The following is a 26,841-nucleotide window of genomic DNA, read 5'->3' on the forward strand; positions in this document are numbered from 1 at the left end:
TTATCAATTATTCTTCACTCCAGATTATTTTTATGCCCCAAATTAATTTATTATAATAGAAATTTCCATTAAAAAAACGGATATCATTTTAAAATTAGATTTATCCCCATATAATATTAATTTTTTTTTATTTAAAATATTTACAAAGTACAATAAATTATTATTTTAAATGAATTTTTGCATTAAAAATTTAGTTGTATAAGATTTTCTATTTGGCTTGAATAGCAAATAATAAGTCTATTCTTATTACATATCGATATGGTAAAAACATGTATAATCTTGAAACCCTATTAATAACAGACGATGTTATAGAGGCCAGTAAAATTACAAGATGGCTTGATTCATGGGATTATAATGTAAAAACAACAAGATTTTCAAATAACCAATTTTTCAGTGATGATTTATTAAATAATGACTTAATTTTAGTTGATATAACTATTGAGGATGAAAATATTGGAAGGGAAGTCCTTGAAATTATTAAACAAAATATTAAAGTTCCTGTTATTTATTTTACCTCCCCTACAGATGAAAAATTATTGAATTTACCCAAAAGTTTGTCATGTATTAGAAAACCGGTTAATTCAAAAGAACTGAAATTAACAATGGAAATGGAGTTATACAAAAGCAAAATGGAAAGGGCACTTCATCAAAGCGAGAAGAAATACAAGCTCCTAGTCGAAAATGCAGATGATCCTATAGCAATTATAAGTAAAGATGGTGAATTTGTTTTAGTTAACCCTAGTGCAGCACGATACTTTGGGGGAATTCCTGAAGATTTGAAAGGTAAAAATATGTGGGATATTTTCCCAAAACAATATGCTGATTCCCAGATGAAATCAATAGAAAATGTAATTGAGTCGGGTAAGGGTATTTTAACTAATGAAAAAACCAAAATAAATAACAGGGATAAATGGTTTAGTTCAAAAATACAGCCAATAAAAGATCCTGATGGTTCAATATCGAGTATTCAAATTATTGCACATGATATTACCCTTCAAAAGAAAATTGAAAAAGATCTTATTGACAGGGAAAACTTTTTTTCTGGAACACTAAATGATATGCAAACATTTGTAGCTGTTTTAAAACCAACAGGAGAAGTTATTTTTGTAAATAATACTCCATTGGAAATTATAGGAAAAAAATTTAGTGATGTTGAGGGGCTATTGTTTTATGAAACACCTTGGTGGGATTATTCTGAAGAAGTTAAATCATCAATAAAACAAGACATTGAACTTTGTGCTATGGGAAAGACAATTGGACATGAAATCCAAGTGAACTCCTTAAACAGGATGATCTGGATAGATTACAGCATGCACCCTATTTATGATTCAAATGGGAAAGTTAAATATTTGGTTCCAGAAGGAAGGGATATAAGTAATATTAAAAAAGCTAAAAAAGCTCTTAGTGCAGAAAAAAACAGATTTATGAGTCTTACCGAAAATGCACCATTTGGTATGGTGTTAATAGATGAAAATGGTGTTTACAAATATATAAATCCTAAATTCATAGACTTGTTTGGCTATGATCTAAATGAAATTCCTAATGGTAAAGAATGGTTTAAGCGAGCATTTCCTGATGTTGAAAAGAGGAGAGATGCAATTTTAACATGGAAAAATGATTTTAAAGGCGCTGAACCCGGAGAAAAACGGCCAAGGACCTATGAAGTTTATTGTAAAAATGGAGAAAAGAAAATAGTGGACTTTGTACCAGTTTTGCTTGAAAACAATGAATATTTAATGACTGTTGACGATATAACCGAAAGACAAATTGCAGAAAATGCACTCCAACAGAGCGAAGAAAGATTCAGAACCGTTGCTAGTTCTGCAGTTGATGCCATAATAATTACAGATCTAGAAGGTAGAATAGTATTTTGCAACGACAGTCTTCAGAGAATATTCGGTTACCATGAACATGATATTTTAGGAGAATCTGTGGACATGCTTATTCCCGGTCGTTACAAAGAAGAGTTCGTAAGAAGACAGGAAAAATTCAAGTTAACAGGTAAACATATGCTATCTGGAAAATTATTCGAGTCTTACGGTCACAGAAAGGATGGAAGTGAATTTCCAATTGAGATATCTATAACAGCATGGGATGTTGATGGTGAAAGGTTTACAACATCCATAATCAGGGATATAACAGAGCGCAAACTAGTTGAATATGAACTTAAAAGCAGTGAAGAAAAGTTCAGACAGATGACAGAAAATATTGAAGAGGTTTTCTGGATAATAGATCCAAAAATGAGTCAATTACTCTATATAAGCCCGGCTTATCAGAAGGTTTGGGGATGTAGCAGGGAAAGTCTTTTCGATAATCCAAGATCATGGATCGAATCAATACATCCTGAGGATAGAAAAGAGGTAATAGATACCATATTCAGAACATCACATGATATAAAAACAGAGAAAAAAAATGGGATAGAATATAGGATAAGACGGCCAGATGGCAGTATTCGGTGGATATGGGGAAAGGCTTTTACACTCAGAAAAGAGGACCCTAAAATTCAACGTATTGCAGGTGTTGCAGTTGATATAACACAACGAAAAAAGGCAGAAGAGAAGTATAGAAACCTTTTTGATAACATTAGTGTTGGTGTTTACAGATGTACAGTAGGGCCCCATAGTAAGTTTGTAGATGCAAATCCCGCACTTCTTGACATGTTCGGATATAAAAAAACAGAGATCCTTGCAATCAAAGCTTCATATCTTTTCCAGGACAGTGAAGACAAAATTAAATTCGATTATAAAATAATGAAATTTGGACATGTTAAAAATGAAGAACTTAGATTTAAGAAGCACGATGGCACACCATTCACAGCATCGGTATCTGCTTTTGTTATTAAAGATGATTTTGGAAATATAAAGTATTATGATGGAGTTATCCAAGACATAACCAAAATCAAAGAAATGGAGAAAACAATTAAGATTACAGATCCAATTGCACTTTTCAACAAATCCGAATAAAAAAAAACATATGTTCGGTTTAAATATATTTAAAATGTTTTTTAAGACTAATTTTCAACTAATTCCTTTAAATTTTTGATAATATTATATTTTTCCTTTTCAAATTAAAAATTTTACATTAACATTATAAACAAAGGATTTCATATTGAGAATTGTAATTAAATTAAGAATTAAAAAGAGGTATTCTATGGGCTGCGTTACTATCTGTATATCAGACGAACTTGAAATTGCATTTAGACGACTTGTAAGATTAAAATATGGGGAAAAACAGGGTAAAATATCTCGAGGTGCCACGGAAGCAATATTTGACTGGTGTCAAAGAGAGAGAATTAAACTTCTGGACGAAGACCAGTTATTTGAGGATGAAAGGTGATAATATGGTAAATGATAACTATAAAGATCCATCCGACCAAGGGCTTGATCTCGAGGGCATATCCAAAGAAGTGGATAAATTTCTTGAAGAGAAGGAAAAATACATAAAAGAATCAATAATTGGAACCAGAACAATTGAAGAACTAGAAGATTTTACTCTAGATGTTGGTATTAAAAAAACCTATTTGTGTACAAAAAATAGTAAAAAAGCCTATCCTGTACTTGCCAAGGTGGTTGAACTCTTTATACAGGTTTACGGGGCAACTGTTACAATGTACCCTAAAGGTGAGAGGGTTATTCTTAACGATAACCTTTTGACATAATTTCATGAATATTTCTATTTGTTAGATTGATAGTTTTTAGACAGAGGTTTCATCTTAACGATAACATTTTTTTTTGAATGGAAAAAAACCTGTCTATCCTATATTCTTGGTTCTGGCATGAGATAATATTCATTTCTCATTTTAATCAGTTGCTTCATCATTTTAGAATTGAGTTCCAACATTTCATTGTAAAGTTCATCATATTTCTGGCTTGAAGGATCATCTTTAATTAACATAATCTCATTGAATTTAATGTCAAATTCTTTTTTAAGTTCAATTAACATTTTTTTACCCCATTTATATAATTTAAAAACTTCTATTGTATTAGATAGTTATGTTATATAATTGGAACGAGGTTTTTAAACTTTTGAAAGTATCGATATGAAAATAATGGTAATTCCTTCAAGTTTCGTATTTGAAAACCAATTTTAAGAGTTTAAAATCTTAATAAAAGCTTTTTTATTGTCTATTTTCTTAAAATAAATCCAAAACGTTTATATATTAAATCTCTTATAAATGTACTATATGACATAAAATTTTAGATAGGAGGCATTAAATCGTGAATGGCGGTAACATAATCAAAAGTCTGGGGGTGTTGGTGACTCTGTTGATTTTTATCTCTGCATCATATGCCGCGGATCCAACAGATTTATCCACCACAAACACTCCAGCACAGGGAACAATTGATCAGACAGATTCCGGATTAAATGACGGTACTGGAGTAGATGACGGTACTGGAGTAGATGACGGTACTGGAGTAGATGACGGTACTGGAGTAGATGACGGTACTGGAGTAGATGACGGTACTGGAGTAGATGACGGTACTGGAGTAGATGACGGTACTGGAGTAGATGACGGTACTGGAGTAGATGACGGTACTGGAGTAGATGACGGTACTGGAGTAGATGACGGTACTGGAGTAGATGACGGTACTGGAGTAGATGACGGTACTGGAGTAGATGACGGTACTGGAGTAGATGACGGTACTGGAGTAGATGACGGTACTGGAGTAGATGACGGAAACAATATAGTTGACCCTATAAACGATGGCACCGACCCTCTGTATTATACAATGAGTATTGAAACAACAGGAAATCTTGACGCAGCAAACGATGATGGAGTTACAGATTCTGGGTCTAGTGTTGATGATAGCTCTGATGTAAATGATGGTGTTTACACTTTAACATCTGGAGATAGTAAACAATACAAAACTAACTTACAGAAGGAAACAGGAATAAGTTCCGCACAAAACAACTCAACAGACCCACAACAAGTAACAGATACAATACCTATGCAAAAAACTGGATCACCTATTCTACCCGGATTAGTAGGTATACTATGTATAATGGGCGGTTTAGTAGCAAACAAAATAAGACCATAAAAATTTCTTATTTTTTATTTTTTTCTCATTTTTACACTTGCACTTAATAACAAGTTTTTTGGTGATATTATCACTTAATTTTAATAAAAAGTATATATATTAATGGATTTTTAAAACAAATAATCATGAAGTTAAAAAAAGTTGAAGGTAAAACAATTCAAGAATGCGATTATGAAAATGATAATGCTAAAATATTATTCACAGATGGAACACTATTGGAATTTGAAATGTGTTTAGATGGAGATCCTCCTTTGCTGAATGTTTTCCTTACTAAGCCTGGAAAAGAACGTAAACGGTATTAAAATAAATTAACAGCTTTTTAATGAAACATACAAAGTATACTAAATTTCTTTAAGATATTATTTCATCGGTATTATATCAATTTTAATTGGAGCAATACTTGTCTATACAAATCATAATCAGGTTTATTATTCAATAATGGGGATTGGATTATTATTTTTAGTTTTTGGGATAAATGAAACGATGAAATCTGTATAATTATTATATGGGTTGATATTTTTTGTTTACACTTGCAATCTATAACTGGTTTTAAAGGTGAGAAGGTATTTCTTAAGGATAACCTTTATTTTTATTTTACATAAATTCATTTAATAATATTTTTTAATATTATTAAAAAAGTTGCAACTTTAATACAAAATCTGAAAAATTAGATATTTAGATTCATTTTTAAATATATAGATATGCAGGCAACACACTATTATGATCTGGTCAGTATCCACTATTTTTATCATTTTTTTTATTTAACAATTTATATTAATGTTCACTAACAAAGTTATTAATATAAATAATTGGTTTTTATTTTTTTTAGGTGTGGATTGGATGGATGAAGAAATTCAATTGTTGGCTAATGTTGTGGAATCTTCAGATGATGCGATTATTAGTAAATCTCTTGATGGTATTATAACTTCTTGGAACAAAGGGGCAGAACACATATATGGATATTCAGCTGAGGAAATTATAGGAAAAAATATATCTATATTGGCGCCGCCTCAACTTAAAGATGAAGTAAATCAATTAATTAATAAAATTAAAGATGGAAAAAAAGTTTATCATTATGATACTTTCAGAATTACTAAAGACTCTAAAAAAGTAAATGTTTCAATTAGTTTATCTCCAATTTTTGATAACTCTAAAAATCTGATTGGAATCTCAACAATCGCAAGAGATATCACCAAGCAAAAGAAATCAGAGTTAGCTTTAAAAGAAAGTGAAGAGAAATATCGGTCTATTTCTTTGAAAATAGTATGGACGCTGTTTTACTTACAAAACCTAATGGTACTATTTTGGATGTTAATCCTGCAAGTGAAAAATTATTTGGATACTCCAAAAAGGAAATGATTGAATTGGGTAGACAAGGAATTATTGATTCTGATGATCCTAGATTACCCGGATTGATAGAAGAAATAGAACATAAAGGGAAAACAAAAGGTGAACTCATCTTTGTAAAAAAAGATGGGTCAAAATTCCCTGCTGAAATATCATCAAACATATTCCGAGAAAAGGATGGAATTGAAAAAACAATTATGGTGATAAGTGATATTTCAGATCGTTTAAAAGCCGAAGAAACCTAAAAGAAAGTGAACTAAAGTACAAAGAGATATTCAACAATGCAAATGACATGATAAGCCTAAATCTAATAAAAGATAACGGTCTTCCCGGAAAATTCATCGATATAAATCAGATTGGCATAGAAAGGTTAGGTTACTCTCATAATGAATTTTTGACCATGACTCCTGCAGATATAGTATCCCCTGAAAAACAATCTGAACTCCCAAAAAATGCATTAAAACTCTCTGAAAAAGGGCATGCTGAATTTGAGATAATTCACCAAACCAAAGATGGGAAAAAAATACCTGTTGAAATTAGTAATCATCTTTTTGAAATTAAAGGAAATAAAGTTGCACTTGCAATCTCTCGAGATATTACCGAACGTAAGAAAACCGGACAATTACTTGAAAATGCTTATATATCTGTTAAAAAACAAGCGGCAGAAGTGGTGGCTGCTAATATTGTTCTTAAAGCGGAAATTAAAGAACGTAAAAGAATGGAGCAAATTATTCGTGATAATGTTTTAAGAATGAATCTTGCTTTAGAATCGGCTGATATGGGTGCTTTAGATTTGGATATATTGAACGATACTTCAATCAGAACATTGGATCATGATATAATATTTGGTTATAATTCGCTTTTACCAGAATGGGGTTTAAAAATATTTTTTGAGCATGTTTTACCTGATGATCTTGAATATGTCCATGGAAGATTTGAAAAATCTTATGAAACTAACAAATTATATTTCCAATGCAGAATCATCAGAGCTGATAAAGAAATAAGGTGGATTGAAGCATATGGAAATGTTTATAAGGATGATGAAGGCGTACCCATCCGAATTTTAGGAGTTATTAGTGATATTACAGAACGTAAAGAAACTGAGACCCAATTGTTAGCAACTGTAAAAGAAAAAGAGCTTTTATTAAGGGAAATACATCATCGGGTTAAAAATAATATGCAAATTATTTCCAGCCTATTAAATCTCCAATCTTCCCAAGTTTTTGATAAAAGAGATACTGACCTTTTCACTGTAGTTCAGGACAGGGTTAAATCAATGGGCCTTATTCACGGAAATTTATATCAATCTAAAGATTTATCAAGTATCAATTTTAACGATTATTCAAATACTTTAATATCTGAACTTATAGCAACATACGCAGTCAATTCTAACATCAATTTGGTAACCAATATTGTGGATATTTCACTCAATATAGAAACAGCCATACCCTTAGGTCTGATCATAAATGAACTAGTTACCAACAGTCTTAAACACGCCTTTCCAGATTCTAAAGGTGAAATATCAATAACTGTACATGTTAAAGGTGAAGAACTTGAACTAATATTCAAGGATAATGGTGTGGGATTACCCGAAGACTTTAATATTGAAAACCCGAAAAAACTGGGATTAATACTAGTAAACAACCTAGTAGAACAAATTGAAGGCACAATCAAACTAGAACAGAGGCACGGAACAGAATTTAAAATCAAATTTAAAGAATTAAAATACAAAGAAAGGGTATAGAAATTATGATATCCTTAAAATTCGTTTTTATGTCCTAAGAAGTGGAATTAACCCAATCCCTATCCTAAACCCCGCATTTTTTATATCAATTTTAATATTTTAGTATTACTATTTATTTGAAAATTCAAAAATTTAGTTATTTCAATTAGAATCCATGGTTAGTATGCAGGCAACACACCTTATAAATCTGGTCAGTATCCACTTATTCATTTTTTTTATTTCTAAGAATTTTACTATTTTTTAATAATAATTCTTGCATAGTATTCCAATTGAATATTCAATGATTCAAAACAAAGTATCAGTGTTAAAAAGGATATTCCCTCTAAACTTATTTTGCATAATAATAAAAGATATTAAGAATATTTGTTTACAATAACTGTTGGAGATAGAAATGAAGTATGATGTAGTTGTAGTAGGTGGTCGAGTAGCTGGATCTACTTCGTCTCTTTTTGCATCTAAAGGTGGTTTAGATGTATTAATGATTGAAAAAAGACAATAAATTGGAACTCCAGTCCAATGCGGTGAAGCTACAACGACTGATACATTTAAAACCCTTGAAATGAAACCTTCCGAGAAATACTTGTGCACAGAATTAAAGGGTGCAGATATTTACGCCCCAAATGATACTCACTTCCGAGTTAGTGGAGAAAATGTATACAAATTCAAAGAAGGTTATGTATTAGAAAGGAAAATTTTCGATAAAGAGCTTGCAATAGAATCAGCTAAAGCTGGAACAGACATAATGGTTAAAACTACGGTTAAAGATCTTATAAAAAGGGATGGGCAAGTTTGTGGAGTTGTTGCAAAGCATCTAGGAAAAACATTCGAAATAAAAGCAGATATTGTGATAGCGGCCGATGGTCTTGAATCCACTACAGCAAGAATTGCAGGACTTAAAAATGTTAATAAAGTTGGAGATATAGGATCTTGTGCCCAGTATGAGATGGTTGGTATTGATACAGATCCAAACTATATGCAATTACATTTCGGCAAGCATATTGCTCCGGGAGGATTTTTATGGATATTTCCTAAGGGCAATGGAGTTGCAAATGTGGGTTTAGGTGTCAGGAACACAAAGGAAACAGCATATCATTACCTAAATACATTCATAAAAAAATTGAAAGCAACACCTGTTGAACTTAATATTGGAGGAGTACCAATTTCAGGACCTATAGACAAAACCTTTTCATCCGGAATTATGGTAGTTGGAGATGCAGCAGGACAAACAGACCCAATAACAGGGGCAGGTATAGAAAATACGGTTACATGTGCTAGAATTGCTGGAGAAGTTGCTGTAGACTCTATTGAAAATGGAGATACATCAAGTAGTTTTCTTAAAAGATATGAAGATCTGTGGAGGTTAGCCATAGGTAATAATATTGAAAATTCGCTGAGATATAGGAAAATTTTTGATAAACTCACAGATAATGATTTTAATATTCTAGCAGAATTTTTAAAAAATAATGATCCAAACTCAATTTCAAAACTATCAATACTTAAATTTCTAAAGAACAATCCACATCTTATAACACTTTTATTAGGCATTTTTATCCAAAAAACATGACAAAATATTTAATCATAAAAAACTAATATAATAACATTAGACTAGTATTTGACTTAATAATATTCTTCTGATTAGAATGAAATTTGACACTCTCACAAAAATAGTTAGATTAGGGCGCTTCCAATTTATTATTGGAGGATTCTTATATTTCTGTGCTGGAGCATTGCTTGCTCTACTATTAAATGCTGAATTTAGTCTGACAAAATTTGTACTAGGTTATACAGCATTATTGGCTGCACATTTATCAGTTTCCTATAGTAATGATTACTTCGATGTTGAGGCTGATAAATTTCAGAAACCAACCCGATTTTCTGGTGGTAGTGGTGTCCTCATTACCAATCCCGAACTTCGAAAATTTTCTAAAAACTTCGCATTGGCCCTTATAGGAGTATCTATAATACTAGCCACTATCACCACACTAATATTCCACTTACCAATTATCTTCTTCCTCTTGATACTATCTGGAAATATCCTTGGATGGTACTACTCTGCTCCTCCAATTAAATTATCTTATAGAGGATTAAGCGAATTTGCAACGGTTTTAACAGGTTTTATAATACCCGGGATAGGTTATGTAATTTTGATGGGAAGAATAGACCTACCTTTCCTTATTTTTACCATACCCTTGATGTTATACGAGTTATTATTTATTATAAATGTGGAAATACCAGATATGGAAGCAGACAGTATAGGTGGCAAAAAAACTATAGTGGTTGCTTATGGACGTAGAATAGGATTTATTGTGGGAGTAATAGCCGCAGTAATGGCTACTTTATCCTATATTTTCATTTCTCAAACTAATCTATACCCATCAGATATCAATTGGTTAGTGATTGCCATATTCTCCTTAATTCCTTTAAGTATTGGAATAATAATAGCCACAAAAAAAATGATTAACAGGACAAATGCCATTAAATGGGTGAATTATAATCTTATATCATTTTCTATTTTCATAATCTTGATTAACAGCTATTTAATTTATATCTTAAAGTAAAAATAATTATAAATTTAAAAATAAAATAATTGGATCAGAAATTTAATCTCATCCAAATAAACCATTTTATATTCTATATCAGTATTTTATTCCAGATCCAGTTGATGTAGATTGGTTGTTGCTAGATTGGGCTGGTGCACTCGTCGAAACTACTATCGTACCCGTCATTGAAGGGTGTATTGCACAATGGTAAGGGAAAGATCCTGTCTGGTTGAAAGTGTAGTTGTAACTCATTCCATTAGTTAAATTACCACTATTAAATACTCCTGAGTCACTAACAACATCAGGGGTGACTGTGTCTTTGTTTATCCATGTGACTGTGTACCAACTTGAACATTTAGTGTTGATGGGTTAAAAGCCATATTTTGTATAGTAACAGTAGTTCCGCTGGATGAAGTACATCCTGATATTGCTACAACCCCTAAAACAACTAAAATCCCCAAAACTAAAAAATTTCTATTCAATTTATATCACCTCTATCTTTTTATTAAAAATAATTTTTGCATGTTTTTTGTATTTAGTACTGGAAATAGATGGATAATGCGAGAGTTCCATGTGTTATTCCGAGTAATATTGATATTCCTGCCATTGTGGGATGTATTTTAAATGGGATGTTTTTTCCTCTATAAATCAATAGACCAAGTGTTGCAGTGGTCATGAATGATAAAAAGGTGATTACCCCCAGATAAAGGATTAATGGCTTTCCAAGAATTTGGAAATATGCTATACTGCTTAACATGATTATTTTTCTGCTCCTTTTTCACAATAGAAAAGACTAATTAATTCATATTTTATCCATATGGGACAAGTAGGACAATTACATCCAGTTTTTTTAAAATCACATTCACTCAATCCTCTAGAACAAAATAAATGTTCATTATTTTCTTCCATACATGTATTGTAGATAGGACATTCGGGACATTGACATTTTTCACTGTTTTCGTGGTATTAGGTACTCTCATATTATCAAACATCAATAAAAATCACCAGGAATTAGATGCTATTTAGCTGCTCCATTTTCGCAATAGGAGTAATATTCTTAAAGATACCTTTCTCTCACTTTTTTCATTAACATTTTTATGATTAGTTTATCTTAGGTCTACAAAATAAATAAACTTTATGAGTTTAACATTAAAATTCTAGATACAAAATTATAGTGTCCCGATTCATGAATAGAGGCATTATTTCATGAATTGATTTTTTGTCCTGAAATTTGTTATAAACAAAAATTCAGTTTAGTATGCAATAAACTTTCATGATTTGGTCAGTATCCATAATCAAGATCAAGTCAATAATTTTCATAATATTTCTAAGTAACTATTGAGTAAGTAACCAACTCCCTATAAAATCACTTGAAAATATTTTAAACAACCGTTTAATACTTCTTTTAAATTAACTATTGAAAACAATTTCACTTGGGACTTTTTAAATGATAACAACATAGCAATAATTTGCTGAAAATATAGAAATCTATAATAATAACGATTGAAATAGAATATTATACAGTGAAATACATTTAAATTAAATTAAATTAAATTAAATTAAATTAAATTAAATTTAGATTTGTTTTAGTTATTAGATTGTGATTAATGTACCAACCGTAGAGGTGAAAATATGAATGGAGGCAGACCCAGTCTGTTATATATTATAGTAGTTATAATTGTGTTAATTATCCTTTTAAGATTATTAGGAATATTCTAAACTGATAATACGGACTTAAATCAATTATAGAGAAATAATTGGATTATCTAGATAAGTGAATTTGGAGAGTGGAAAAGTATGAAAATATCTGATGAATTGATTGGTAAGGATGTTATTGACGAATCTGGAGACCAGATAGGTATCGTAAATGATGTTGAGTGGGATTTTGAAGCGAACAGAGTAATATCTATTCATTTGAAGGAAGCAGGAATATCCGCAAAAATAGGTCTAGGCGATAAAAAAATAGTACCCTATGAAAAAATTGAAGAAATAGGAGATAGTGTTCTAATTAAAGGCAAAATTTTCAAGACCGAATAATCCATATAATTTCAGTTCTGAAAATTTAATATATTATTTTTTTTTTTTATTAATAAAAAATTTTGAAGGGGATAGAATGGTAAGTGTTGGAGCTATAGTTGAAGGTTTTATTTTGGCAATTATAATTACTGTTGTTTTGTCAATTTTGGGTGTTGGATCAGTTATTGGATTGCCAGTTGCAATATTTGGTTTTCTAATCGCAGGTATAATTGTTGGATACATATCTTATGGTGATATTATTGATGGTGTGATTAATGGGGCACTTATGGGTGTTGCTGGTGCAATAATCTTATGGATACTAAGCTTATTTAAAGGTCAGATAGCTGCATTCTCTTCACAGTTATCAACCTTTGTCCCATTAAACTCAGCACCAGAATTAATTCTTGTAATAGTCGCAGGCGCAATAGGCGGTTTAATCGGCGCTCTAATATTATTATTAAACCGCAGAAATCGCAGAAACTATGGCGGCCGAAGGGACGGAGATCGAAGAGATGATAGAAGGGATGATGATAGAAGGGATGATAGGGATAGAAGGGATGATAGGGATAGAAGGGATGATAGGGATAGAAGGGATGATAGGGATAGAAGGGATGATAGGGATAGAAGAGACTAAAATAGTAACTAATGTGTGAAATAAGTTAAAAAGATGAAATTTAGAGGAGTGATATAATGGATAATAAAGGACAGAGTAGTTGGATAGGTCTCATTGTATTCATAATAGTAATAGTGATCTTATTAAAGATATTAGGGTTGTATTAAGATTTTTAAGGATATTTTAGGGATAACGAGAGTTATCCCTTGTTTTTATGCCATAAACATAGAGAAAATTTCAGATATGATGAAAAAAAGTTTAATAAATTTCAGATAAGCTCTTGATTGATAACTAAAAAAGGTATAAAATGAATAAAAAAATTGATATACTGCTTATAAATCCTTACGATGAGAATGCATTAAAAAATGCACTTGGTTTCATAACCCCGCCCACAAATCTTATGTACCTGGCATCATCACTTGAGAAAGAATCTTACTCAGTCAAAATTGTAGATGATGATCTACTTCAAATGGGCTACGAAAAGGTTTCTGAACTGGCAGAAAAACTCAATCCACAAATAGTAGGTGTTACCGCTACCACATCTACTATAAAAAGCGCGTTGAAATACGTGGAACTAGTCAAAAACATTCTACCCAATTCATTAACTGTAATTGGTGGACCCCATACGACTTTCATGCCATCTGAAACCTTAAAAAGTTCAAAAAATCTGGACGTAGTAGTTATAGGTGAGGGAGAAGAAACAATGGTGGATTTGGCCAACCATTCCACAGAAACTATCCAAGATCTTGATGAGGTTAAAGGAATTGTTTACAGGGATTTAAAGAATGGAAATTTAAAAACAACACAAAAACGTCCTTTGATAGAGGATCTTGACACATTACCTTTCCCTGCAAGACATCTTGTACCCTTTGATTCATATGGTGCCTCTAAAGAACAAACTGGCGGAATAATAACCAGCAGAGGTTGTGTGTACAACTGTAACTACTGCTCATCATCACTAATCATGGGCAAAAAGTTCCGCTCCCGCAGTCCAGACAATGTAGTGGATGAAATAGAGGAATTAATAGACCAATACCATATAAAGGATATAGGATTCATGGATGACACATTCATGCTTAATAAGAGAAGAGCAAATGATATTGCCGATGAAATCAAAGCCAGAGATTTAGATTTAAGTTTCGTTGCATCATCTAGGGTTGACAGTGTAGACCAGAATTTACTTCAAAATATGAAAAGTGCAGGATTAAAAACAATCTACTACGGTGTAGAATCAGGGTCACAACGTATATTAGACGTTATGAAAAAAGGCATAACATTAAAACAAGCAGAAGATGCAGTTAAAAGTGCAAAAAATGTGGGTCTAGATGTTTTAACTTCATTTATATTAGGATATCCTGGAGAAACCGAAGAAGATATGAATAAAACCATAGATTTCTCTACAAAACTAGATTCAGACTACTCACAATATTCTATACTTACACCATTCCCGGGAACACCTATCTACAATGAACTCAAGGAAAAAGATTTAATAGACAATGATGACTGGGATGAATACACTGTACTTAAACCAGTTTTGAAGTACGATGAAATGGGTTTAAATAAGAAGATGGTTGAAAGAAAACTGGCTATAGCATATTTGAAATATTATGCAAGACCCAGTTATCTCATGAACCATCGTCACATGTTCAAGGTTATGTTTAAAACAGTTATGCGAAGTTTTATACTTCCAAAACTAATGGGCGGTACTGGTAAAGGTTGGTACCAAAACCTAGACAATTCATCAAAGTAGACAATATGAATATTATGACATTTAAAAAAACAATTTGGAGGGATTTTTATGAGTGAAAAAACAGGTGAAATTAAAGGAAAAGCTAAAGAAATGAAAGGAGAATTAAAAGGTAAAGCTAAAGAAGCCGAAGGAAAAATAAAAGGTAAAATTTCCAGGTAAAAAATAGATTAGATTAAAATTAGAGTATATATCAATTTGGAGGTTAGGTTAATATGGTATATGTAAGATGGAATACTGTAATAATTGGTTTAGTAATTGCAATAATACTTGGGTTTGTCCTTGGATTAATAACACCTTCGGGCGCATTCATAGGATTCTTGATCGCAACTATATATGTTGGTTACATGGTTGGCGGAGACTACATCAATGGAGCTATTCATGGAGCGCTCGTTGGTGTCGTTGCAGCAATAATACTAGGTATACTTGCTTTAATTGGATTTGGAGTTGCAGCAGGGGTAGCTGTACTAATCACGACCATAATCATTGCTGGAATTATCGGTGCCATAGGTGGAGTAATAGGAGTTTTAATTGGAGGTAGGGGTAGGGGCAGATTTTAAACCTGAATTTAATCTTTAATACTTTTTTTATGGATTAAAATGACACTTTTATAGATATCGAACATTATTATTCAGTTTTGTAAAATAGTAAACTAGAAAGAAATAAAAATTTAAAAAAAAGATTTTAAGAATGTAATTATGTTTACGTTCGTTGCCAGAAATGTTCTTTCTTCATATGGAATTTGTCAGGGAATTGCATGATTATTCCATGGGAAAATCCATCGGCCATCATTCTTGCTTGCTTTTCTATTTCATCATAAGTAGATATGTCTGATGTATAATCTTTGGTTATTCTGGCCACTGCTTCTGCTTTGGTTAGTCTTAAATGGTCGTATAACATATTTTTCATTTCTTTTTCTTCCCAGTAGGGGTTTAGCATGTTTAAAGTGGCTGCAATTTCATCTGCATTTTTGTACCATCTTTTTTCAGCATCATCGGCTTGTGTATTATCCTCTGCGACTGCTGCTTGCACCAGCTCTGCAGCTGTTGTAAGGTGTTCGGTCATTAATTCATCGAATTTAGTTGCAGCTTCTTTACCATAAAACATTCTACACACTTCGGCCATGTCTTTGGTGTTTCTTAACAACCGATTTTCAGTTGCGATAGTCTCTGTTGGGTCTTTGATGTCCACTAAACTTATTATAGTTAGTCTGGTCCAGGCAACATGTTCTTCCCAGAGTCCCATCCATTTTTTATCTAAATCTCTTTCATGCATCGTATCCATATTTTCTTCCATTGCCATCTTATATCACCAGTTTATCTAAATAATATATTAATCAAAATTTAATACCATATCCTAATTCCATCTAATATTCCTTAATTAACACTTTGAATACCAAATAATTTGTCAAATATTTTTTCAACTCGTTGTAATTCGACTTAAATTTAGTACAAAAAAATAAGGTGTTAAAAGGACTTAAATAAAATATGCCCCTTTATTCGTTCTTGAAAATTCTGCCTTTAATTAGAACAGTGTCACCGATGGCTTCAATCTTTTCATAAGGTACTATCTTTTTATCGCCTAGACCTATTTTTGCGGATATTCCTGCTTCCTTCAAATGAATAGATATTACTCTGTTCGCTTCAAAATCCCACTCAACATCATTTACGATACCTATCTGGTCTCCAGATTCGTCAATAACATCCTTACCAATCAATTCATCAGATATTTTCAATTTTTTACACTCTCCAAAACAATATTTAAAATCTCAATTTCATCTAAATTGGGTCTAATTCACCGTATTATATTATGTAAATCTATATACTTAAAAATTTCTATTAATTTTATTCTCATATGCACTCTAATCTAAACAGGTTCTGTTAACTTACTGTGTATGCGGTTTTGTCTTCCAAAATTTTATATGAAATAATAATAAATTATTATTAATAATAATGGAGGGATATAATGAGCCATGTAAAATATAAATTCGAAATAGAAAATGTGAATGATATTATTCTATTAGATATGAAAGAGCAAGTTGAAAAAGCATTTAAGAAAATATTCTCAGATATCGTTGGAAAATTAACGAAATGGATATAGAGGAATTAAAAATCTATAAAGAAACACTAAACTCATTAACTATAAGAAACAGCCCAAATTATATCTCAATTAAATACTTAATAAATAAAATAAATTATATTCTTAACATTCTTGAAGAAGAATAACCTAATTTTTTTTAAATTATGGGCATTTATCTCTTATAAAATCAAGTAATTCCTTAATGGTCTTTGGATTTGTATCAAATTGATACTTAATTTCACCAAAACTAATTTCATCATCTGTGGAACTTACTGAATAAACATCTTTAATAATTTGGGGAGAATTTAGTCCCATAAATTTTGAAAAAATTTTAGAAGAGACATTAATAAACTTGAAAGTCTCTATAGCTGAAAATAATGCGGTTATCACTCATGATCCTTTACCAACTATTTATGGTGACGAGAATTTAATGGTTGAGCTGTTCCAAAACCTTATATATAACGCCATTAAATATCGCAGTCATGAGACTCCCCAAATCCATATATCCTCCAAAAAAGAACAAAATCAATACATTTTCTCAGTAAAGGATAACGGAATTGGAATAGACCCAAAACACCTAGAACGCATCTTTACAATCTTCCAACGTCTGCACGGAAATGATGAGTATGAAGGAACAGGAATAGGACTATCCATAGCTCAAAAAATCATAGAAAGACACAATGGACGAATATGGGTAGAATCCCAACTCGGAAAAGGAACAACATTCTACTTTACAATACCGATCAATGAATAACTTTTGAATTATTTCTAGTTTTTAAAATTATATTTAATTTTGTTCTCATAAGCTCTATCTCAATAGGGATATACTCTGGTTTTCATAGTTTACTTCCAATAGAATGAAGGATTAATGAGTATATGAGAGTAAGTGAAGGAGTACCTAAAGGAAGAATTGTAGAAATGTATAACCCTGAAATGTTTAAGGAACATGAATAAGTCACTGTATTTACAAGGGCCGAATTCAGTAGATTTTATAATTCAATGCAGCAGCAAATAGACTATAAACAATATAGACTGATAGATTATAGAATACAATTTGTTAATTTTACATAAAAATATTTAGTAAGAAAATAAAGTATTAATGGTGATAAAATGAGTGAAGAAACAATTAAAAAAATAAAAGATCCGACCATGCTCTTAATATGGGAAATAAATGGAAGAATAGCAGTTGCTAATAGATCAATTAGAAATGGTAGATCGATTGGTAAAAACAATATTAAAATGTTTGATATTGATAAAAAATCTTTAATGGAAATTGAAGAAGAACTCAAAGACGTCTCTAATCAATCATTAAGAATCTGGGCAACGAATCTGCGTGAAAAATTAGAAATCCTTTTAGGAGAAAATGAGGATTAATTCTATAAATGAAAAAAATTAGGACCTAAAAAATTAAGTTAGGATCCTAAAAAATTATTTTTGTATTCTGATTTTACAAAGAAATTTTTTGTTCATTTGAAAGAACAATAGCTTATAAAGGGTTGTTCAGTAGAAAGAACAACAATTATTTATTTACTATAAAAATATTTTAGTATGAAAAATTAATATATCAATTGTTATATTAATTGAATTTAATAAATGATTCAATATATAAAAAAAAAGGATAGGAGTCAATAATAATTGAAAGAATCGAAAAAATGTCCTAATTGTGGTTTGAAGGCCTAATGGGATGCTGGGGAGCAATGGGATGCACTGAAATGAACTGTAAGTGTCCTAATTGTAAATTTACATTTGGTAACCTAAAAGAAAAGTAAATAAATGATTTCTAAAAATAATCTAGAATTTTTTTCCTTAAATTTAATAATTTTTTCAAGTTTTTGATTAGTTTAATAAATATTACACTTAAAGTATACATCTTAAATTAACTGCACCTATCTTAAATGACATAGTAACTCTATAACTATATGAATGAGTGAAGCTATAAATGATTAAACGCATAACTTTATATATAAAGTCATTTATGTAGAGTAAGATCTAACTGATACAAATGCATTGAGAAAGTAAGTATGCAGGCAAGATACTATTTTAAAGTCAATAGTTTATATAATATCTTTCGTAATAATAGCTTAAGTCACCAACTAATCTTTTAAATTACTTGAAAATCTTTTTAACAACATTAAATACTTATTTTATTATAAAAATCACAAATTTAACTCTATAGGCATGTTAATGATTCACTAACAAAAATGAATGTTTGTAAAAAATATTCTCCTGTTATCCAAATCAAGTAATTAATGTCCTAAAAAATTTTTCCAAAAATATTTTGTTATATACAACTACAATACGAAGGGGTTTTAAATAAAAACAAGGATTTTGTAACTTTTTTCACATCAACTGATTTACAATCCCAAAAAAACAAATAGGGTTATTAACATATAATATTATTGGTTATTCATAATGGTAGATGTTAAAATACTATTAGTAGATGAAAGCATAGAAGCCTTGGATATTAAGCGAACATTGGAATCTTTTGGTTATGAAGTTCCATATGTCGCATCCAGTAGCGAAGAAGCTGTAGAGAAAACTTTAGAGATAATGCCAGATCTTATTTTGATGGACATAATTCTCAAAGGAGAATTAGATGGTATTGAAACTGTTTCTAAGATTAAAGACTTAAATATTCCTGTTATTTATTTAACTGCTCATTCTGAAGAGTCCACAATTGAAAGAGCCAAACTCACAGAACCCTATGGATATATAATAAAATCCTACGACCGTACAGAACTTAAATATACAATAGAACTCGCAATCTACAAAAACCAGATGGAAAAAGAATTAAAAGAAAGTGAAAAAAAGTTTTATCTGCTTTTTGAAAATAGTCCACTCCCATATCAATCTTTAGATGAAAATGGATTTTTATTAGATATTAACCCTGCTTGGCTTGGTATGTTAGGATACTCCAAAGATGAAGTTATTGGCAAAAACTTTGCCGATTTCTTAGCACCAGGATATACAGAACATTTTAAAAAGAATTTCCCACATTTTAAGAATGCTGGAGAAATACATGAAGTCGAATTTGAAATGAAACGTAAAGATGGTTCAAATATCCTTGTTTCATACGAAGGTAAAATTGGATACGATGAATTGGGAAATTTCAAACAAACACACTGCATTTTCCACAACATCACCCAAGCAAATAAAAAATGAAAATCAATATTTTTTATAAAAACAACTATTTTGTTTAAATGTAATATTATTTTCACTAAAAGTATCTATTTACAACTCTTCATATAATTATCGTATAATAACTGATAAAAATCCATATGATTTAAACTATTTTACTATCCTGAGCATTTCATTGCCACCCTTTCTAAACTCATAATCAACCTTCACAATTTCCACATCAACATCAGTGAGGTCATTAATTATCTTTTTAACAAATTCAGATTTTTTGCCCCTATTTTTTACAAGAGGATAAATCCTAAGTTCGTTGGAAGACACTCTAAGCATTTCTTTTATGGCATTTAAATGAAAATTATAATCCAATCTATGATCATAGATAAAAAGTAAATGTGAGCACAGAACAATTGAGAAACTATTATTCTTAAATGGAAGACTCTTTAAATCCGCACCAATATACCTTTGCCCTTTATATTTCCTGTAATCATCAATAAATTCTCTACAAGCTTTATTTCTTTGTTTTTTCAGATCTTCAATATTACTAAAAAAACCCCAAACAAAATGATCAACTGATTTCAAACCCTCAATAAGCAGTTCCAAATGTTCTTTACATTTAGCTGAAAGAGCTTCTGGAGTTTCATTATAGATTATATCAACAGCTTTAATATCAAATCCTTTTTTTGACATCATGGCTGTAAATGAACTGGCACCAGCAGCACAGTCAAGTATTTTTTCATCTGCAATATTTTCTGGATCAAGATTGAACATCTTAATATACTCTGTCCATGTTCTTCCAATGAATATTGGACCCTCCACATTTCGGAAATGGGCTTTGTTAGCATTATTTATTGGGGAAATATCTTTATTGTTCATATTTATTAACCTTTAAACTTTAAAAAACAGAACGAAGTCCAATCAATGAAAAATATTTTCAGGAAATTCTTTTTTCAGATTTTATATGATACATTTAGAAGTTAAATATTTCTAAAAAAAAATACAATTTCCAAATTCATAGACTTTACTTCATTTTGTATATTGATAAATAAATTTTGTATACAAATTTGAAAAAAGAAATGGTGTTAACTTAAACAAGAATTATATTAGCAAGATTTATAAGTATGAAATTAGATCATTTAATATTCACTTGCTCCGGTAGTGTAGTCCGGCCAATCATTTCGCCCTCTCGAGGCGAAGACTCGGGTTCGAATCCCGGCCGGAGCATCAAAACTTTTTCTATTTTAACTTTTAATAATCCATTAAAATTTTTTAAAACCATAAAAATTTTAATTCTAAACTATTGATACACTATTCTAAATCTGCAATAACGGTACATGGTGCACTATCAATTCCTTTCACCTGCCATGGCACAATAACAACTCTTATGAGATGGTCCTCCACCTCTAGCAATTCAAAGTTCATATCTTCAATGAGTAAAAGAGGATCCCCATAATTTTCATCTTCAATAAAAGCATTAACATGGGCCTCTTTAAGCATTTCGGCATCACCATATCTAGTTATGGAGATTATATCAATACCAATACATTTTATATTTTTATAGGTTTTCCTGATCCATCGAACTAATTCAGGAGTTATACAAGGATAATCAGTTAAATATAGGTTAAGATCATCATCCCTATTCCTACCAAAACCAGTCTTGATCAACAAACAATCATATCCACTAAGATCAATTTCAGAAAGATCATCAATGGTGATAAATTCCCCTGGACCCTTTTCACAATCTAACAGAAAAGGATCTTGGAATGTAAGTTCCATTATATCATAATCAGATATGGATTTACCAGAGGATATGAAATGTCTTGGAGCATCCACATGAGTTCCACAGTGATTACCCACTTGAATAATGTATGTGTTGTAATCTTCACCCCAGGTTATCTGATTGTTGGGTTTTATAACCGGTTTGGTTGTTCCAACGTAGTAAGCTGAATTGTTATCAATATAGTATGAAAGTAGTACAGTTTTCATATAGATCCTCCAATTATTTCTTTCTAAAATAAGCTTAATAAGTTTTTTTATAGTAAAATTTATCTAAAACCTTTTTTTAAAGTAATTATCAGAATAAACAATAGGTTCTTGCTTTAATGATCCTTTTTCATGTTAAATGACTCTGTTATAAGCTTTTAAAAAAGATGCCGAACTTGTAACTATTAATAATATCCATAAAAATTCTGGACTATTATAATATTAGAAAATAACCAGCTTTAGGATGTCCAACACTATTAAAATGAAAAAACATGTTTCATTTAGTAATAGCTGTTCATTTAATCCTGTTTTAGGTTTAGAGAAAACTATATAAAGTTTATATAACAATTGTTATATAGGGTGGAGGGGGAGTAAAGCAAATTACAGGACAAATTTCAGGTTTAGAAATAGAAATTAATTATATAATGACGCAGAAACTACTACAAAAAATTTTATCATTCCTGAACAACATATGATATATTAATAATTAATAATTTTTTTAAAATATTAATAAGAGGTGGATTCAATGGCAGAAGTGAAAGTTGATGTTAAAGGGGAAACATGTCCAGTACCACTAGTTGAAATGAGAAAGGCAGTAAGAAAGGCATCACCCGGAGAAATTATTGAAGTAACGGGTACCCATCCCGCATCCAAAAAAGAAATACCCATGGCAGTTGAAGCTCTGGGATTAGAATTGGTTGATATCCAAGAAAAGGATGGAATATGGACCATCAAAATTCGCAAATAAAAAAAATTGAGGAGTAAAAAAAAATGGTTGAAGAAAATAAACCAGATAAGGCAACCATTATTGTGCACAGCGGAGACATGGATAAAATATACAGCGCACTCATAGTTGCCAATGGAGCCCTATCAATGGGAATGGAAGCATCACTATATTTCACGTTTTGGGGACTGCAACGACTTCAAAAAGGCGGACTTGAAAAGGGACCTCTATCAAAAATGCACTTCCTAGGACTTGGAAAATCCATGATAAAAAGCAGGATGAAAAAAGCCAATGTAGTCTCCCTTGAACATCTATTTAAGGATTTCAAGGAATTAGGTGGTAAAGTAATAGCATGCGAGATGACCATGGAGATCATGGGAGTGAGCAAGGAAGACCTGGATCAAAATTTGATAGATGAATACGGTGCAGTGGGAACCTATATCAACGAAGCAAGAGATTCAAAAATAACCCTCTTCATTTAATTTATAGTACTAGAATTTCTTTAAATAAGGAGGAATAATCAATATGTCAAATAAGTATATCTATCTTGACAATGCATCGGTTACAAGAATGGATGAAAGAGTATTGGAAGTAATGAACCCTTATTTTTTCGAATCCTACGCAATACCAACATCAGAAACAGGATATTCAATGGGTATCGAAGCAAGAGAAGCCCTTGAAAAAAGCAGAGGAAGAATAGCCACAGCACTGGGTGCTAATGAAAACGAACTCATATTCACATCTGGCAGTTCAGAATCAAGTAACACTGCTGTTAAGGGTGTTGCAATGGCATTGATAAACAAGAAAGGTAAACATATCATAGTATCGGCCATAGAAGATTTTCCAGTATTAAACAGTGCGAAAGCCCTGGAAAAATATGGATTTGACGTAACCTACCTCGAAGTTGACAAATATGGAATAGTTGATCCTCAAGTTTTAAAAAATTCCATTAGAGACGATACAATACTGGTATCTATTCAACATGCAAACCAGGAAATTGGAAGCGTACAGGACATAAAAGCAATAGGTGAAATCTGCAGAGAAAAAGGAGTAATATTCCACACAGACGCCACTCACACATTCACCAAGGTACCTTTAGATGTGAGTGTACTGCCGGTTGATCTTGTAACAATCTCAGCACATACAATACATGGACCCAACGGAATTGGGGCACTCTATATCAAAAAAGGAACACCCATGATGAAATGGCTTGACGGTGGATTTCAGGAGTTCAACAAACGAGGCGGTCTTGAAAATATTCCGGGTGCAATTGGCTTTGCAAAAGCAGTTGAACTCGTAACCAATGAGGAAAATACGAAGATACAGGACATGCGTGACCATCTGATTGAAAGAGTACTGTCAGAAATACCTCAAACAATACTGAATGGTCATCCATTACTTAGAACACCTCAAAATGCCAATATAACATTTCAATATGTGGAAGGAGAATCAGTAACACTACACCTAGACATGCGCGGTTTCGCTGTAAGCACAGGCTCTGCATGTTTCAGCAGATCCCTACAGGCAAGCCATGTAATACTGGGAATAGGGGGAGACCCTGAAAGAGCACATGGATCGCTCAGAGTAACATTGGGACGTTTCAACAAAATGGAAGATGTAGATGCAATTACCGATGCGTTAATAGAAGTTGTAACCAATTTAAGAAAGATGAGCCCGCTAGGTAAAACCTAAAAAAGTTTTTTTACTATTTTTTTTAATCTAAATTATCTATTTTTTTTATTAAAAACAAAATATGCATTAAAAAAATGCATTAATCTTAATCTCCATCATCTTCATCATTAATCTCTTTAAAAGTCAATTTAAAAGTGGTACCATTGTTACTATGAACCTCAAGAAGGGCTTCAAGTTGTATTGAAAGACTAGCTACAAGTTTGAGCCCTAAAGAAGATGCTTCAAATGGATCAATATTACTTGGAATTCCAATACCATCATCAAAAACTGTTAAAATATATTCTCCACTATCAAACTCGAGCTTCACATTAATATTACCATTTTCATCAGGAAATGCGTGTTTAATAGAATTTGAAACCATTTCATTAACAATTAAACCCATTGGGAGGGCAGTATCAATATTTAAATAAATTTCATCTGCATCCACTTCTGTTTTAATATTACTTGAAACACGTGAATATGAAGTTATAATATCACGAACAAGACTATCTAGGTATTCATACATATTGAGCTTACTCATGTTGTGTCTATGGTAAAGCTTTTCATGGATCATAGCCATGGATTTAACACGGCCTCTGCTTTCTTTAAGAACTTCAGAAGCCTCTTCATTCTCAGTATTTTTAGCTTGAAGAGATAAAAGACTTGAAATAATCTGCATGTTATTTTTAACCCTATGATGAATTTCCTGTAAAAGCACGTCCTTTTCATTTAAAGATGCAACGAGTTTATCTTCAACATTTTTTAACTCAGAAATGTCAATAATTATCCCCCTGAAACCTTCAGGAACACCATTGTGGGTTATAGGGTTAGAATAGAGTATTATGGGAAATTTAGTCATGTCTGTACGCAGGGCAGTATATTCATCTCCAGTAACCTGCCCTTCAAGAACATTTTGAATTCTTGCCTTTGATAACGGTCTATCTTCCTCAATTAACAGTTCTAAAATATTTAAACCATTATCCAGATCCGCCTGGGAATAACCAAACATTATAAAGGCATACTTATTCATAAATGTAAGATTACCATTTAAATCTGTTTCAAAAACTGTTTGGGGAAGAAGATCTGCCAGATCTCTGTACTTCTTCTCAGACTTTTTTATATGTTCCTCAGCATTTTTACGACTAGTTATATCTTCAAAAATATATATCCAACCTGTAAAAAGCCCCCCATTATAAACAGGGGCAAATTGAATTTCAATCCATTTAACATCAGATTTTTCAATTTTTAAATTAATATTACCCTCAGCTTTCCCCTTTGGTGAGATTTCATTCCATATTTCAAGTTTTTGACCTGCACTTTGACCAACACATGTATTATCCAATTTAAGAAGTTTCTCTGCCTGGGGATTAATATCCATAATCCTCTCCTGTGTATCTAACACCAAAACCCCATTTTTCATACTGTCAAAGAGGCTTTTATATGCTGGAGGCATAATATCCAGGAGTTTATAACCAACAATACTCCATAATATAAGAATTCCTGAGGCTGTGAGAGCCAGAGGTGTGGGATCAAAGAAGAATGGGATAAGACCTGCAGAATAAAAAGAATTGCTTAATAACGGTATTAATGCTGCTAGAAAAACCATCATTGCCTGACGTTGGTAGATGCGAGATGTTCTAAATAAATTCTGTCCAATTAAGACCAATCCTGCCAGTAAGAGTATATATGAATAAATAGCTGAGGTTATAGCTGCTGGTCCATGAGCGTATAATACCATTAAACCTTCAGATGTCATCACAGGAATGATAAGAGGCCATACAAGTCCGTGCAATTCATTTGTAAATGTCAAGTAGATAGTTGCAACAGGAATTAAAAAAAGAAATATAACTCTGGGTCTTTTTATAACCTCTTGATTCTGAGTGTAATCTAATGTAAAAAGAAACCAAAACGGTGCTGCAGCACTGATCCCAATATAACTGAGTTTAGCCCATAAAATTTTTGAAGCCAAATCTGCAGAAGCAAGCTCCATAGCACTGGTTAACGACCATTCAGCTACAAATAAAAATAATAATGAAAGATACAATGCACCGCTAACTCCCCGTCTTTTCCAAGCCCTCCAAGATAAAAGGAGACTTATTAATGAACTGATAATTAAAATTCCAGAGTAAGCAGTGTACTGTATTTCCATTTTGTATCCTCAAATGTTTTTTAAACCATCTGTTTCTGATTATAAATAGTTTTATTC

General features: G+C 31.5%; 32 protein-coding genes, 1 tRNA gene and 2 pseudogenes. 25 read left to right on the forward strand and 10 right to left on the reverse strand.

Annotation, left to right across the window (positions count from 1 at the left end; all coding sequences use genetic code 11):
* The first annotated feature begins 269 nt into the window (after nt 1–269).
* The 3 genes from DL91_RS03145 to DL91_RS03155 all read left to right on the forward strand — a co-directional run bounded on the left by DL91_RS03145 (nt 270) and on the right by DL91_RS03155 (nt 3,658).
* The gene (locus DL91_RS03145) at nt 270–2,963 is read left to right on the forward strand and encodes a PAS domain S-box protein (protein WP_052374066.1); all 2,694 of its coding nucleotides are present in this window, start codon (nt 270–272) and stop codon (nt 2,961–2,963) included.
* 187 nt (nt 2,964–3,150) lie between these two features.
* Complete coding sequence (locus DL91_RS03150) at nt 3,151–3,336, forward strand: hypothetical protein (RefSeq protein ID WP_048190218.1); 186 nt, start codon at nt 3,151–3,153, stop codon at nt 3,334–3,336.
* A 4-nt stretch (nt 3,337–3,340) separates the two neighbouring features.
* Nucleotides 3,341–3,658: a hypothetical protein gene (locus DL91_RS03155; RefSeq protein WP_048190219.1), complete on the forward strand. Its 318-nt coding sequence runs from the start codon at nt 3,341–3,343 to the stop codon at nt 3,656–3,658.
* Nucleotides 3,659–3,756: 98 nt separating this feature from the next.
* Here DL91_RS03155 and DL91_RS03160 read toward each other — a convergent pair whose 3' ends face one another.
* The gene (locus tag DL91_RS03160) at nt 3,757–3,942 is read right to left on the reverse strand and encodes a hypothetical protein (RefSeq protein ID WP_048190220.1); all 186 of its coding nucleotides are present in this window, start codon (nt 3,940–3,942) and stop codon (nt 3,757–3,759) included.
* Nucleotides 3,943–4,256: 314 nt separating this feature from the next.
* Here DL91_RS03160 and DL91_RS14110 point away from each other — a divergent pair, with 314 nt between their 5' ends.
* The 8 genes and pseudogenes from DL91_RS14110 (at nt 4,257) to DL91_RS03190 (ending at nt 10,688) form a co-directional block, all read left to right on the forward strand.
* Nucleotides 4,257–5,039 carry a hypothetical protein gene (locus tag DL91_RS14110; protein ID WP_052374067.1) on the forward strand — a complete coding sequence of 261 codons (783 nt, stop codon included), beginning with the start codon at nt 4,257–4,259 and terminating at the stop codon, nt 5,037–5,039.
* 125 nt (nt 5,040–5,164) lie between these two features.
* Nucleotides 5,165–5,341, forward strand: a complete 177-nt coding sequence (locus DL91_RS13315) for a hypothetical protein (protein ID WP_156095908.1) — start codon at nt 5,165–5,167, stop codon at nt 5,339–5,341.
* Between the two features lie 538 nt (nt 5,342–5,879).
* Nucleotides 5,880–6,398 (forward strand): PAS domain S-box protein, encoded by a 519-nt coding sequence (locus DL91_RS03170; protein WP_048190221.1) that lies wholly within the window; start codon nt 5,880–5,882, stop codon nt 6,396–6,398.
* Entirely contained in the window at nt 6,305–6,631 is a 327-nt protein-coding gene (locus DL91_RS03175; RefSeq protein ID WP_081882579.1) for a PAS domain S-box protein, read from the forward strand. Before DL91_RS03170 ends, DL91_RS03175 begins: the two co-directional genes overlap by 94 nt.
* 11 nt (nt 6,632–6,642) lie before the next feature.
* A pseudogene (locus tag DL91_RS14335) lies at nt 6,643–6,996 on the forward strand (PAS domain S-box protein); the annotation flags it as partial.
* Between the two features lie 168 nt (nt 6,997–7,164).
* Nucleotides 7,165–8,130, forward strand: coding sequence for a sensor histidine kinase (locus DL91_RS12670; protein WP_255343955.1), 966 nt, complete (start codon nt 7,165–7,167; stop codon nt 8,128–8,130).
* Between the two features lie 499 nt (nt 8,131–8,629).
* A complete protein-coding gene (locus DL91_RS03185; RefSeq protein WP_255343956.1) occupies nt 8,630–9,694 on the forward strand; it encodes an NAD(P)/FAD-dependent oxidoreductase in 1,065 nt (354 codons plus the stop codon).
* Between the two features lie 76 nt (nt 9,695–9,770).
* Entirely contained in the window at nt 9,771–10,688 is a 918-nt protein-coding gene (locus DL91_RS03190; protein ID WP_048190223.1) for a prenyltransferase, read from the forward strand.
* A gap of 78 nt (nt 10,689–10,766) precedes the next feature.
* Here the strand turns inward: DL91_RS03190 and DL91_RS13320 are convergent, their stop codons facing one another.
* The 4 genes and pseudogenes from DL91_RS13320 to DL91_RS14480 all read right to left on the reverse strand — a co-directional run.
* The gene (locus DL91_RS13320; RefSeq protein ID WP_156095910.1) at nt 10,767–10,922 is read right to left on the reverse strand and encodes a hypothetical protein; all 156 of its coding nucleotides are present in this window, start codon (nt 10,920–10,922) and stop codon (nt 10,767–10,769) included.
* Between the two features lie 71 nt (nt 10,923–10,993).
* Entirely contained in the window at nt 10,994–11,152 is a 159-nt protein-coding gene (locus tag DL91_RS13325; protein WP_156095912.1) for a hypothetical protein, read from the reverse strand.
* A gap of 53 nt (nt 11,153–11,205) precedes the next feature.
* A complete protein-coding gene (locus DL91_RS03195; RefSeq protein ID WP_048190224.1) occupies nt 11,206–11,427 on the reverse strand; it encodes a hypothetical protein in 222 nt (73 codons plus the stop codon).
* Nucleotides 11,428–11,429: 2 nt separating this feature from the next.
* Nucleotides 11,430–11,603: pseudogene (locus DL91_RS14480) on the reverse strand (DUF2769 domain-containing protein); the annotation flags it as partial.
* A gap of 864 nt (nt 11,604–12,467) precedes the next feature.
* Here DL91_RS14480 and DL91_RS03200 point away from each other — a divergent pair.
* From DL91_RS03200 to DL91_RS03215, 6 genes are all read left to right on the forward strand, one after another.
* Nucleotides 12,468–12,707 carry a PRC-barrel domain-containing protein gene (locus DL91_RS03200; RefSeq protein WP_048190225.1) on the forward strand — a complete coding sequence of 80 codons (240 nt, stop codon included), beginning with the start codon at nt 12,468–12,470 and terminating at the stop codon, nt 12,705–12,707.
* A 76-nt stretch (nt 12,708–12,783) separates the two neighbouring features.
* Entirely contained in the window at nt 12,784–13,320 is a 537-nt protein-coding gene (locus DL91_RS13780; protein ID WP_048190226.1) for a DUF5518 domain-containing protein, read from the forward strand.
* Between the two features lie 56 nt (nt 13,321–13,376).
* On the forward strand, nt 13,377–13,466 hold the full coding sequence (locus DL91_RS14485; protein WP_156095914.1) for an archaellin/type IV pilin N-terminal domain-containing protein: 90 nt from the start codon (nt 13,377–13,379) through the stop codon (nt 13,464–13,466).
* Between the two features lie 140 nt (nt 13,467–13,606).
* A complete protein-coding gene (locus DL91_RS03210) occupies nt 13,607–15,049 on the forward strand; it encodes a B12-binding domain-containing radical SAM protein (protein WP_231551367.1) in 1,443 nt (480 codons plus the stop codon).
* Nucleotides 15,050–15,097: 48 nt separating this feature from the next.
* Complete coding sequence (locus DL91_RS13335; RefSeq protein WP_156095916.1) at nt 15,098–15,208, forward strand: LEA domain-containing protein; 111 nt, start codon at nt 15,098–15,100, stop codon at nt 15,206–15,208.
* A gap of 53 nt (nt 15,209–15,261) precedes the next feature.
* Nucleotides 15,262–15,606, forward strand: coding sequence for a DUF5518 domain-containing protein (locus DL91_RS03215; RefSeq protein WP_048190227.1), 345 nt, complete (start codon nt 15,262–15,264; stop codon nt 15,604–15,606).
* Between the two features lie 142 nt (nt 15,607–15,748).
* Here DL91_RS03215 and DL91_RS03220 read toward each other — a convergent pair whose 3' ends face one another.
* Both DL91_RS03220 and DL91_RS03225 read right to left on the reverse strand, forming a co-directional pair.
* Nucleotides 15,749–16,348 carry a hypothetical protein gene (locus tag DL91_RS03220; RefSeq protein WP_197050587.1) on the reverse strand — a complete coding sequence of 200 codons (600 nt, stop codon included), beginning with the start codon at nt 16,346–16,348 and terminating at the stop codon, nt 15,749–15,751.
* 193 nt (nt 16,349–16,541) lie between these two features.
* Entirely contained in the window at nt 16,542–16,763 is a 222-nt protein-coding gene (locus tag DL91_RS03225; protein WP_231551368.1) for a PRC-barrel domain-containing protein, read from the reverse strand.
* A gap of 248 nt (nt 16,764–17,011) precedes the next feature.
* Between DL91_RS03225 and DL91_RS14340 the strand changes: the two genes are divergently transcribed.
* From DL91_RS14340 to DL91_RS13070, 4 genes are all read left to right on the forward strand, one after another.
* A complete protein-coding gene (locus DL91_RS14340) occupies nt 17,012–17,146 on the forward strand; it encodes a hypothetical protein (RefSeq protein ID WP_255343916.1) in 135 nt (44 codons plus the stop codon).
* Nucleotides 17,147–17,477: 331 nt separating this feature from the next.
* Complete coding sequence (locus tag DL91_RS03230; protein WP_231551369.1) at nt 17,478–17,879, forward strand: ATP-binding protein; 402 nt, start codon at nt 17,478–17,480, stop codon at nt 17,877–17,879.
* Between the two features lie 356 nt (nt 17,880–18,235).
* On the forward strand, nt 18,236–18,499 hold the full coding sequence (locus tag DL91_RS03235) for a hypothetical protein (protein WP_048190194.1): 264 nt from the start codon (nt 18,236–18,238) through the stop codon (nt 18,497–18,499).
* A 1,038-nt stretch (nt 18,500–19,537) separates the two neighbouring features.
* Nucleotides 19,538–20,287, forward strand: coding sequence for a PAS domain S-box protein (locus tag DL91_RS13070; RefSeq protein WP_081882582.1), 750 nt, complete (start codon nt 19,538–19,540; stop codon nt 20,285–20,287).
* A gap of 126 nt (nt 20,288–20,413) precedes the next feature.
* Here DL91_RS13070 and DL91_RS03245 read toward each other — a convergent pair whose 3' ends face one another.
* Entirely contained in the window at nt 20,414–21,133 is a 720-nt protein-coding gene (locus DL91_RS03245) for a hypothetical protein (protein ID WP_052374071.1), read from the reverse strand.
* 273 nt (nt 21,134–21,406) lie between these two features.
* On the opposite strand from DL91_RS03245, the gene DL91_RS03250 reads away from it, so the two are divergent.
* Nucleotides 21,407–21,481: transfer RNA gene (locus DL91_RS03250), tRNA-Glu, on the forward strand.
* A gap of 84 nt (nt 21,482–21,565) precedes the next feature.
* Here the strand turns inward: DL91_RS03250 and DL91_RS03255 are convergent.
* Nucleotides 21,566–22,243, reverse strand: coding sequence for a cyclase family protein (locus tag DL91_RS03255; protein WP_048190229.1), 678 nt, complete (start codon nt 22,241–22,243; stop codon nt 21,566–21,568).
* Nucleotides 22,244–22,766: 523 nt separating this feature from the next.
* Between DL91_RS03255 and DL91_RS03260 the strand changes: the two genes are divergently transcribed.
* The 3 genes from DL91_RS03260 to DL91_RS03270 are packed head-to-tail and all read left to right on the forward strand — an operon-like array spanning nt 22,767 to nt 24,656.
* Nucleotides 22,767–22,988: a sulfurtransferase TusA family protein gene (locus DL91_RS03260; RefSeq protein WP_048190230.1), complete on the forward strand. Its 222-nt coding sequence runs from the start codon at nt 22,767–22,769 to the stop codon at nt 22,986–22,988.
* A gap of 23 nt (nt 22,989–23,011) precedes the next feature.
* A complete protein-coding gene (locus tag DL91_RS03265; RefSeq protein WP_048190231.1) occupies nt 23,012–23,446 on the forward strand; it encodes a DsrE/DsrF/DrsH-like family protein in 435 nt (144 codons plus the stop codon).
* Nucleotides 23,447–23,489: 43 nt separating this feature from the next.
* Nucleotides 23,490–24,656, forward strand: coding sequence for a cysteine desulfurase family protein (locus DL91_RS03270; protein ID WP_048190232.1), 1,167 nt, complete (start codon nt 23,490–23,492; stop codon nt 24,654–24,656).
* A gap of 85 nt (nt 24,657–24,741) precedes the next feature.
* Here the strand turns inward: DL91_RS03270 and DL91_RS12680 are convergent, their stop codons facing one another.
* Nucleotides 24,742–26,784 (reverse strand): histidine kinase N-terminal 7TM domain-containing protein, encoded by a 2,043-nt coding sequence (locus tag DL91_RS12680; protein WP_052374073.1) that lies wholly within the window; start codon nt 26,782–26,784, stop codon nt 24,742–24,744.
* Nucleotides 26,785–26,841 lie beyond the last annotated feature (57 nt).

This window comes from Methanobacterium sp. SMA-27 (genome assembly GCF_000744455.1).
Classification (GTDB): Archaea; Methanobacteriota; Methanobacteria; order Methanobacteriales; family Methanobacteriaceae; genus Methanobacterium_B.

What these genes read in the sequence shown, in the direction of transcription:
- DL91_RS12680 (WP_052374073.1), bottom strand. Translation starts at nt 26,784, where the DNA reads ATGGAAATACAGTACACTGCTTACTCTGGAATTTTAATTATCAGTTCA.
- DL91_RS03265 (WP_048190231.1), top strand. Translation starts at nt 23,012, where the DNA reads ATGGTTGAAGAAAATAAACCAGATAAGGCAACCATTATTGTGCACAGC.
- DL91_RS03160 (WP_048190220.1), bottom strand. Translation starts at nt 3,942, where the DNA reads ATGTTAATTGAACTTAAAAAAGAATTTGACATTAAATTCAATGAGATT.
- DL91_RS13070 (WP_081882582.1), top strand. Translation starts at nt 19,538, where the DNA reads ATGGTAGATGTTAAAATACTATTAGTAGATGAAAGCATAGAAGCCTTG.
- DL91_RS03260 (WP_048190230.1), top strand. Translation starts at nt 22,767, where the DNA reads ATGGCAGAAGTGAAAGTTGATGTTAAAGGGGAAACATGTCCAGTACCA.
- DL91_RS03190 (WP_048190223.1), top strand. Translation starts at nt 9,771, where the DNA reads ATGAAATTTGACACTCTCACAAAAATAGTTAGATTAGGGCGCTTCCAA.
- DL91_RS13315 (WP_156095908.1), top strand. Translation starts at nt 5,165, where the DNA reads ATGAAGTTAAAAAAAGTTGAAGGTAAAACAATTCAAGAATGCGATTAT.
- DL91_RS03170 (WP_048190221.1), top strand. Translation starts at nt 5,880, where the DNA reads ATGGATGAAGAAATTCAATTGTTGGCTAATGTTGTGGAATCTTCAGAT.
- DL91_RS03175 (WP_081882579.1), top strand. Translation starts at nt 6,305, where the DNA reads ATGGACGCTGTTTTACTTACAAAACCTAATGGTACTATTTTGGATGTT.
- DL91_RS13780 (WP_048190226.1), top strand. Translation starts at nt 12,784, where the DNA reads ATGGTAAGTGTTGGAGCTATAGTTGAAGGTTTTATTTTGGCAATTATA.
- DL91_RS03220 (WP_197050587.1), bottom strand. Translation starts at nt 16,348, where the DNA reads ATGGCAATGGAAGAAAATATGGATACGATGCATGAAAGAGATTTAGAT.
- DL91_RS03210 (WP_231551367.1), top strand. Translation starts at nt 13,607, where the DNA reads ATGAATAAAAAAATTGATATACTGCTTATAAATCCTTACGATGAGAAT.
- DL91_RS03150 (WP_048190218.1), top strand. Translation starts at nt 3,151, where the DNA reads ATGGGCTGCGTTACTATCTGTATATCAGACGAACTTGAAATTGCATTT.
- DL91_RS03235 (WP_048190194.1), top strand. Translation starts at nt 18,236, where the DNA reads ATGAGTGAAGAAACAATTAAAAAAATAAAAGATCCGACCATGCTCTTA.
- DL91_RS03215 (WP_048190227.1), top strand. Translation starts at nt 15,262, where the DNA reads ATGGTATATGTAAGATGGAATACTGTAATAATTGGTTTAGTAATTGCA.
- DL91_RS12670 (WP_255343955.1), top strand. Translation starts at nt 7,165, where the DNA reads ATGGGTGCTTTAGATTTGGATATATTGAACGATACTTCAATCAGAACA.
- DL91_RS03155 (WP_048190219.1), top strand. Translation starts at nt 3,341, where the DNA reads ATGGTAAATGATAACTATAAAGATCCATCCGACCAAGGGCTTGATCTC.
- DL91_RS14340 (WP_255343916.1), top strand. Translation starts at nt 17,012, where the DNA reads ATGAGCCATGTAAAATATAAATTCGAAATAGAAAATGTGAATGATATT.
- DL91_RS13335 (WP_156095916.1), top strand. Translation starts at nt 15,098, where the DNA reads ATGAGTGAAAAAACAGGTGAAATTAAAGGAAAAGCTAAAGAAATGAAA.
- DL91_RS03200 (WP_048190225.1), top strand. Translation starts at nt 12,468, where the DNA reads ATGAAAATATCTGATGAATTGATTGGTAAGGATGTTATTGACGAATCT.
- DL91_RS03255 (WP_048190229.1), bottom strand. Translation starts at nt 22,243, where the DNA reads ATGAAAACTGTACTACTTTCATACTATATTGATAACAATTCAGCTTAC.
- DL91_RS14485 (WP_156095914.1), top strand. Translation starts at nt 13,377, where the DNA reads ATGGATAATAAAGGACAGAGTAGTTGGATAGGTCTCATTGTATTCATA.
- DL91_RS03270 (WP_048190232.1), top strand. Translation starts at nt 23,490, where the DNA reads ATGTCAAATAAGTATATCTATCTTGACAATGCATCGGTTACAAGAATG.
- DL91_RS03195 (WP_048190224.1), bottom strand. Translation starts at nt 11,427, where the DNA reads ATGTTAAGCAGTATAGCATATTTCCAAATTCTTGGAAAGCCATTAATC.
- DL91_RS03145 (WP_052374066.1), top strand. Translation starts at nt 270, where the DNA reads ATGTATAATCTTGAAACCCTATTAATAACAGACGATGTTATAGAGGCC.
- DL91_RS03245 (WP_052374071.1), bottom strand. Translation starts at nt 21,133, where the DNA reads ATGAACAATAAAGATATTTCCCCAATAAATAATGCTAACAAAGCCCAT.
- DL91_RS13320 (WP_156095910.1), bottom strand. Translation starts at nt 10,922, where the DNA reads ATGAGTTACAACTACACTTTCAACCAGACAGGATCTTTCCCTTACCAT.